This window comes from Acinetobacter sp. YH01022 (assembly GCF_013420235.1).
GTDB lineage: Bacteria > Pseudomonadota > Gammaproteobacteria > Pseudomonadales > Moraxellaceae > Acinetobacter.
Genome location: NZ_VOYP01000016.1, coordinates 59,216 through 66,689, shown reverse-complemented (window position 1 = coordinate 66,689; position 7,474 = coordinate 59,216). Strand labels below are relative to the sequence as shown.

Below are 7,474 nucleotides of genomic sequence, written 5' to 3'. Positions count from 1 at the left end.
AAGTATTTGGATTGTCACTGCTTGCTCCAAAGTTAACATGTTGAGCAGTCCAAAATGACCGCTATATTAACCAAGGGGGTCAGTTTTTAAATGCCATTAGGGGGTCATTTTTACACTGCCGCTAACAAATGCAGTCAATGAAGCTTAAATCACGTATCAGAATAGCGAAGTATCGCTCTTATAAGGGGCTAGTCGGTCAAGTGGCTGAGAATGTATTACAGCGTCAATTTGAAGCAAAGAAACCCAATCAGAAGTGGGTTACAGATGTAACGGAGTTCAATGTTCGTGGTGAGAAACTTTACCTATCTCCGATCATGGACTTATTTAATGGAGAAATCATCACCTTTCAGACTCGACGTAAACCCATGTTTGGATTGGTCAAGGAGATGCTAAAGGATGCTATAACTAAGCTCGAACCCACTGATAAGCCAATCGTTCATTCAGATCAAGGGTGGCAATATCAAATGGCTCATTACCAAAAACAATTAACAGATAACGGATTGATTCAAAGCATGTCACGTAAAGGAAACTGCTTAGATAATGCTGCTATGGAAAGTTTCTTTGGAATACTTAAATCGGAATGTTTCTATGGTGAGAAATTTAATTCAGTTGATGAATTAGAACAAACCGTGAAAGAATATATTCATTATTACAACCATGAAAGAATCAAGGTTAAATTAAAAGGACTAAGCCCTGTAGAGTACAGAACTCAGTCCTTAAAAGCTGCTTAATCAAACCGTCCAACTTTCGGGGGTCAGATCAAAGTGCGGGATTTTTTATTTCCTCATTAGCAGAATTTCAGCCCACCAAAGCAGTTAGACTTAAAGTTCTGTCCTTGCAAAGTTAAGTTCTGTAATGGAAAATCAATAAGTGTTGGATTTTTAATTTCACCCACAGATAATCCGGTACCTGCAACACATCCAAACAGTAAATCGCCACATGCACGCGGCTTAGAGGTTAAGTCGTGATTAATTCCTGCAATCGTTTGTTTAAGCACTTCATCGGTAATTTTTACATTGGTTGTTGGACTGATACTCCCTAAATCCACTTCATCTTCAATTGCTAACCACCACCCTCGATTTGCAGCAACCGATGCACCCGGCCACAATATTTGCTGGGTCTGTAGTGATAACGAACTTGCATTATTTAGATACAAAGAATGAATCAAACCTAAATTTTGATTTACTGTAATATCAGTCTTTAAACCAGTTAAATAACCATCGATTTGTTTATTCAAAGTAAGATTTAAACCTAATGCTGAAATCTGTGCAGCTAAAGGTCCAGAAAAATCTATTTGATTTACTGTTCCTGTTCCTTTTAGGACAGCCTCTGTCATACGTGTTCCAGATACGATCGTCGATGGAATGGTAAAAGGTGCAGTTGTTGAAGATAAGTTAAATGAATAATCATTTGACTTGTAATGCAATTCTAAAGGAATACCAACCAATGTTCCCGTTACAGCACCTTCGATATATTGACCCGTTGCTGCATAATCCATAATTCGAGGGTCTGTAATTGCCACCCCAGAAGAGGCCTTGGTTTTCATATAACCACTAAAGGAGTTAATACCATTAGGCGTACTACTGTTTTCTGTTCCTATTGTCATTAAGCCAGCAATTTTTTCAGCACTTAAACGAAAGCCAAGAACCTCACGAGTAGAAGCAGATTTTGGATTTTTAATAGCAAACTCAACAAATGGATTGGTAATAAGGGCTGAGCTTGCCGCACGATCATCAGAAGTATAGTTTGCGCCTTGCAAACCACTTAAAGAAATATTATCAATATCAATATCACATTTGCCAATACCATTCACCCCACCACAACCTAATTGCAGCTTTTTAATATTGGCGTTGATTTCCATTTCAGCTTCTAGGCCCAATTTATAAAATCCCAGATTCGTCTGGTCTACATTTTGTCCTTTAGCATCAATAACGTTATAACCCGCGTTATATTCCATAGACAATAATGCTTGACCACTTACATCAGATAATGAATCATCATCCATAGCAACCATTGCATGACTTAAACTTGGTATTGCAATAGATGAAGTAATCAAACTTGCCAATAATAATTTTTTCATAAAATTCTATCCCTATTCTTTTATTTATTCTCAAACAGGTTAACGTGGAGTAATACCTAAATTACTTCTAATACTTCCCCCTGTAATTGCAATATCTGCCATTTTCTGCATTTGATTCGGCATGGTAGACATCGATAATTCGGTTCTGAATACCTGATTCAAAGATTTGGCCGGATTAATATCCACTTTATTATCAAATACCACAGTATCTTTTTGCATCTTGACTTGTGATTCAAGCGCTAGGACACCTTGCAATTTATTCAAATTAATACTTGAAGTTTTCACAACCGTGTTATTCGCATCAACATCTTCGTTAATCAAACTAAAGTAGCTTCCCAAAATATTGGGGTTCAATTTATCTGTGTCTGATAATGCATTAAATTCAAAGTTAGCACGGAAAGATAAGAAGTTATTTTCTGCATTATCATTCATACCGGGAATAATAAACAAATCACCTTTACCATCCAGTTTAAAGGCAATGGAAGTCAGCACATCATCTTTGCGGGCGAAATTATCAACAGGAACGACACTGCCACATTTAACAGAACCACTGGTACAGTTATAGAGCGAACCAGGTAATTGACCAATCGCCATTTCTGCACTTGCAGCGACAAGCAAATCATCGGCGCTAATGTAGATTCCTTGCTCTTCGTAACCAATCACGCCTTTGGCTTTGACAAATGCATCAATATTACGTAAACCGGCATAGTAATTTACTTCTTCATTGTGCAGCCCTTTTTTTCCATCTATTAAAATTAATGATGTAGTACTCGCTGCACCCGTTTTTGTGTCAATTCCATAACCATCGGTAGTTGCCATTACATTGTAGGCAATTCCTTTTTTAGTCCCACCATCCACTTTTGATGTATATTCTGTGCCTGCAAGCGCAATATTCGCATTCAGATTATAAACAGGGATACCAATTCCCCAGCTACTGGTATCATTGGTAATTTCAGCTAAAGAGTTATCCGCAATAAACCGTGCTTTACGTGCAATCGATTGAAAATCCATACTACGTATAGCGATTAATGCAAAGTCATTACCTTTTTCAAGCGATGATAATTGCTGCGTCTGAACTAAATTGCTCACCCCTAAAGTCTTTTTAATTTTATCGTTAATTAAAAAATCTAAACTTTTTGCTTGTATTGCATTAATATAAATGTCACCAAAATCAATATAGGCATTTTTGGTATTTAAATCTGTTTTAGAACTCGAATTACGAACAGTTAAAGGTGATAAATTGGAAAATTCAATGGCATAACTTCCATTACCTGTATGACCAATCTCAAGGGTTGTTGGGGGCTGATTCGTACCTAAAAGTGCATTCCCTTCACGGGTAAAATCGGCAGAAATACCAAAATGCAGCCCGCCTAGCCCTACCGCATCATAACCTGTTAATGTCGCTGTTGAAGTACGGCCAAAATCTGTAATCCCACTTTGATTGGCATTTAAGAAAATTGTGGCATTGGTTACCGCGCCCGATGCCCCCATACGAATTAAATTTCGTTGCTGATTCGGATCACTGCCATAACGCAGGTCAATATTTACCCCTGGATTGGTTGCCTTGGTTCTTGATGAATGTACGGTATCACGACCAGGCAGTGAATTTGCACTGGCGACAGGATCGCTGTCATCTACTCGTCCCAACATTACAACATGATCCGTCACACCATTACGACTCTTTGTAGTCAGAACAATCCCTTCATCCATGTAACTGCTTGATGTTCTTTCTTGATAAGAGTTCAGATACATATAGCCATCACCAGAAAAATTGAAGTTAAAATCTTTCAAAGTGAGCTTTTGCCCGTTTAAACCATGACTGATACTGGCATTTTGCAATTGAAAATTAAGGTGTGCCGTTTCATCTCGATTAAATAATCCTGCTTGCGTTTGAAGAAGTAAACGAAGTGGTGAACTGGTTTTGATATCGAGAGAACCCAAACTTTGTTCAGGAGTCTGACATTTAGTTGCATCAGTACACAGTAACATGAGGTTGTTAACAGCTAATTCAAATGGAGAAATATTGGCTTCTATGCGAATCCCCGCCCCTCGATCAGTTGCCCCCACATCAAAGTCAAGCGTAGAAATAATCGATTGATTATTGACACCTGACAGGGTCACATCTTTCAGCCCCATCTTCATGGTATCAGGACGTAGTAATGAATCGTTGGCATTGCTTTTTGAAGAAGAATCAACCCAATTGACAGCATTTATAGTTGCCTTGGAGATCTCATGTGTAATGCTGATACCATCTTGCCCGGTTACTGAGCCAAGATAATCATCGGAAAGTTGCTCAAATGCATGGCTTTGTTGTGCAATCAAAATGCTTGCCGTAAGTATTTTTAACTTTGTTATTTTTTTCATTCTTATATCCCTATCTGGCTTTATTCAATTAACAGCGCGCAGTTCCTGCACCTGTACAGTTAAAACTGAATATTTTTAAATTGCCTGACATATGCAAATTGCCATGCATATTTAAGCCCATAAAGCCTTTTTCTGTATTTTTATCAAACGTCGGCACATCTAAGCCTGCAACTGTTGTTCCATCAGATTTTTTTTCTGTATAGGTGCTATAAATCATATTATTGGCATACCCTTCAACACCTGCATCACCTGTTTCGACCGCCAAAGTATTAAAACCTAAATTCCTAATTTTCAGTGGCTTATCATCAAAAAAAGAAATTTGTAATGCAGTCTGAGGATTACCATCACGGTTAATAATGGTCGCACCATCTAATGAAAACTGATCAATTTGTAAGGTGCCTTGAATGCCTTTAAAAACCAACCATTTTTTATTACCCGCAGCATCTTTATGATTATTCGGTGCGATCGCTAAACGGCAAAATACATTATCAGTACAACTATAAGTATAAAATGCCTCTGTTGCCTTACCTGTTGCATCAAAAACTGAAATATTTTTTAGAGATAAATCTTTAGCATAGCGATGATTTAACGATAGAGTCCAACTTAAATCTGCACCACCTTGTCCAGATATATCAGTCATCTCATCATTAGCCATACCTACTAACTGTGCATTTGCAATAGGGGTAAAAGCCAACATAGAAATTGAACAAACCAGGTTCAGGATAGAAGTTTTAATACTTGGATACATAGCCTATTCTCCTATAAACCTGTTGTTTTTATTTTTAGGTGCTGAATGAGTACACCATCAATTGCAACTGAGCCTAAATTTGTCGCCTGGCCATTAATATTTTTAAAGACAACACCGGTTGCATCTGCAGTTTTGTTGGCGTTTAACAAATTACCTGTAGCTGACCGTTCTACCGTACCAATACTGATACTACTATGGGTTGCATTTCGACCTTGATAAGTCGTAGTAATATTATTTGCCGTCGTGGTAATTTCAGTACCACAACTATAAACATTACAGGTTGAACCTTTTAAATAATCAGAAAGTTTCGTGTAGGTCACTCCATCTTTATCGATCATCGCAATATTCTGATTATTTTTATCTTTCAATACAGTTGTTGAGTCTGTATCACTGTAATAGGTATAAATTTGTGAATATATTTCTGGCACATTTGGAATACGGGTAATTTCTAAAATAATATTGTTACCTTCAGAACCTAAAATAAAAGGCTGATACATATTCCCCAATACCAAGTTAATATTGGGACTATATAAATACATCCCTTCCACATCATTAAATATAGGAGCTAATGAGCGGTCAATCGCTGGAGTGACGGCGGTACCATCATATAGATCAGGAGTGCTGTCCGGGCCTTTTTTTGCAGCAGTACTCATTCTAATTCCACGAGCATCCAGGTCAGCATCCGTTGCTTTTAGCGTGGATGGATCATCATGAGTATTTAGACGTAAAATTGCAGCCATGCCTAAAGTTTGATTGTAATTGGCATTGCTCGTTGCTGGTAATGTTTGGAATAATCGAACTTGTGACCCATTTAAATTCAAGCCATTGGCAATAAACTGGGTTCTCAAACGATAATCTTTATCTAGTCCAGAAGTGGGTGCTCCAGTTAACGGATCCACCATATTACTTGAATTTAATTGGCGTGAAAAAATATCGCTCCAGAAGCCTAATTTAAAAGTATCACTGGTATCTGTTCCTTTTAGCTTTAAAGGTGCCTCCAATGCAATATAACCGACATTGGCCTTATTGCCTTTTGCAAACTGAATCGTATCCACATTACCTGCACGAATCAGCCATGGATTTGCTGCTGTTCCCCAATTAAAACCTTGATTACTGTACCGGGTACTCAAGGACCCATCACTTTTAGAGAGGGCCAGGCCATAAATAAAAACGTCTGCTTTGGTTCTTAGACTTCCCACTGTAGCTTGAGCTGCTGCTAATTTTGCCAATCGAATGGCTTCAGCTTCAACCTCAGCAAGTGCAGTATTACTTGCTGTAGTGGCTACGCTTTTCGCATATTCAGCGGCTTGTTGATTAAGTACTGCTTGGGTTTTAGCTTCCAGTTGATTCGCAACAGTGGTGTCGATCGTATTTTGCCTGGTTACACTTTGTGAATAGGTAGTTGTAGGTATACTTTCAGTTGAACGATTGCCATAAAGCAATTCAATCATTTCTAATGTATTTTTTGTAGCATATTGTTGGGATTTGTCTTTTAACCATAATGTCGATTCGGCAGACCCCGGTTCAGTTGTACCATCATCTTTTACACTTAATGGCCACAAATTCCCATCATAATAATCATCATAACGTTGTTGATAATATTGCTTCATCAAAGGAGAGTCGACATAACTTTGTACCACATTCCCCCGATATTCTGCTGTATAGTTATTCTTTACAGTTGTGTTAACAGTCGTATAATTATTTGTTCTATAAGTATTATAAGCAGATTGATAAGTATTTTCGTAAACACCGTTATAATTAGCAGCCTTCCCGCTTAAGTAAGCATCCGTATAAGCTTTATTATAAATTTTAGTATAAGCACGCTGACCAAGCAGCTCATAATTTTCACCGGTCGGAATAATTCGGATAAAGCCCGTGTCATACTGTCCCGGATCGACAATTCCTTTGCCATAACTTGAAGCTTGTGAGATTTCGTTTGGACCTTGAAAGACCATCTTAAAATTTTCAAGGGCTAAAGCAACGCCTTCACCTGTAGTTTCAGAAAGATGATCATCTGACAAAGATTCAAGCGCATAAACTGATGGGCTAAGTAAAGCTGCGAGCATGCTCGCCAAACAAGATTTTTTAAATCTTGTATTATTCCAACTCTGAGTCATCACGACCTTCCTTTTTATCAGATGCTCCGCATCATTATTTTTTAATTCGTCCTATGCTTGGTATGTCGAATTTTTATTTATTTGTCATGACGACAATCTTCTGACCAAGTCTGTTCAACTTTTTATTATGCTGAATATTATTGCAATTGCAAAAAAAACTGGGCG

At 37.9% G+C, this 7,474-nt stretch carries 4 protein-coding genes and 1 pseudogene; 1 reads left to right on the top strand and 4 read right to left on the bottom strand.

Annotated elements, in window-relative coordinates; genetic code table 11:
• Positions 1-128: 128 nt before the first annotated feature.
• Positions 129-731: pseudogene (locus FTT87_RS07780) on the top strand (IS3 family transposase); the annotation flags it as partial.
• A gap of 56 nt (positions 732-787) precedes the next feature.
• Here the strand turns inward: FTT87_RS07780 and FTT87_RS07775 are convergent.
• Genes FTT87_RS07775 through FTT87_RS07760 form a run of 4 tightly spaced genes read right to left on the bottom strand, consistent with a single transcriptional unit; the run spans position 788 to position 7,309 of the window.
• Positions 788-2,080: a DUF6160 family protein gene (locus tag FTT87_RS07775; protein WP_180042437.1), complete on the bottom strand. Its 1,293-nt coding sequence runs from the start codon at positions 2,078-2,080 to the stop codon at positions 788-790.
• 39 nt (positions 2,081-2,119) lie between these two features.
• Positions 2,120-4,444 carry a DUF6160 family protein gene (locus FTT87_RS07770; protein WP_180082155.1) on the bottom strand — a complete coding sequence of 775 codons (2,325 nt, stop codon included), beginning with the start codon at positions 4,442-4,444 and terminating at the stop codon, positions 2,120-2,122.
• Positions 4,445-4,472: 28 nt separating this feature from the next.
• Entirely contained in the window at positions 4,473-5,168 is a 696-nt protein-coding gene (locus tag FTT87_RS07765) for a hypothetical protein (RefSeq protein ID WP_373423505.1), read from the bottom strand.
• Positions 5,169-5,203: 35 nt separating this feature from the next.
• Positions 5,204-7,309: a hypothetical protein gene (locus FTT87_RS07760; RefSeq protein WP_180082154.1), complete on the bottom strand. Its 2,106-nt coding sequence runs from the start codon at positions 7,307-7,309 to the stop codon at positions 5,204-5,206.
• Between the last annotated feature and the right edge of the window lie 165 nt (positions 7,310-7,474).

Bases quoted from the DNA above. Each gene is read 5' to 3' on its own strand.
- FTT87_RS07775 (WP_180042437.1), bottom strand. From the start codon at position 2,080: ATGAAAAAATTATTATTGGCAAGTTTGATTACTTCATCTATTGCAATA.
- FTT87_RS07770 (WP_180082155.1), bottom strand. From the start codon at position 4,444: ATGAAAAAAATAACAAAGTTAAAAATACTTACGGCAAGCATTTTGATT.
- FTT87_RS07760 (WP_180082154.1), bottom strand. From the start codon at position 7,309: ATGACTCAGAGTTGGAATAATACAAGATTTAAAAAATCTTGTTTGGCG.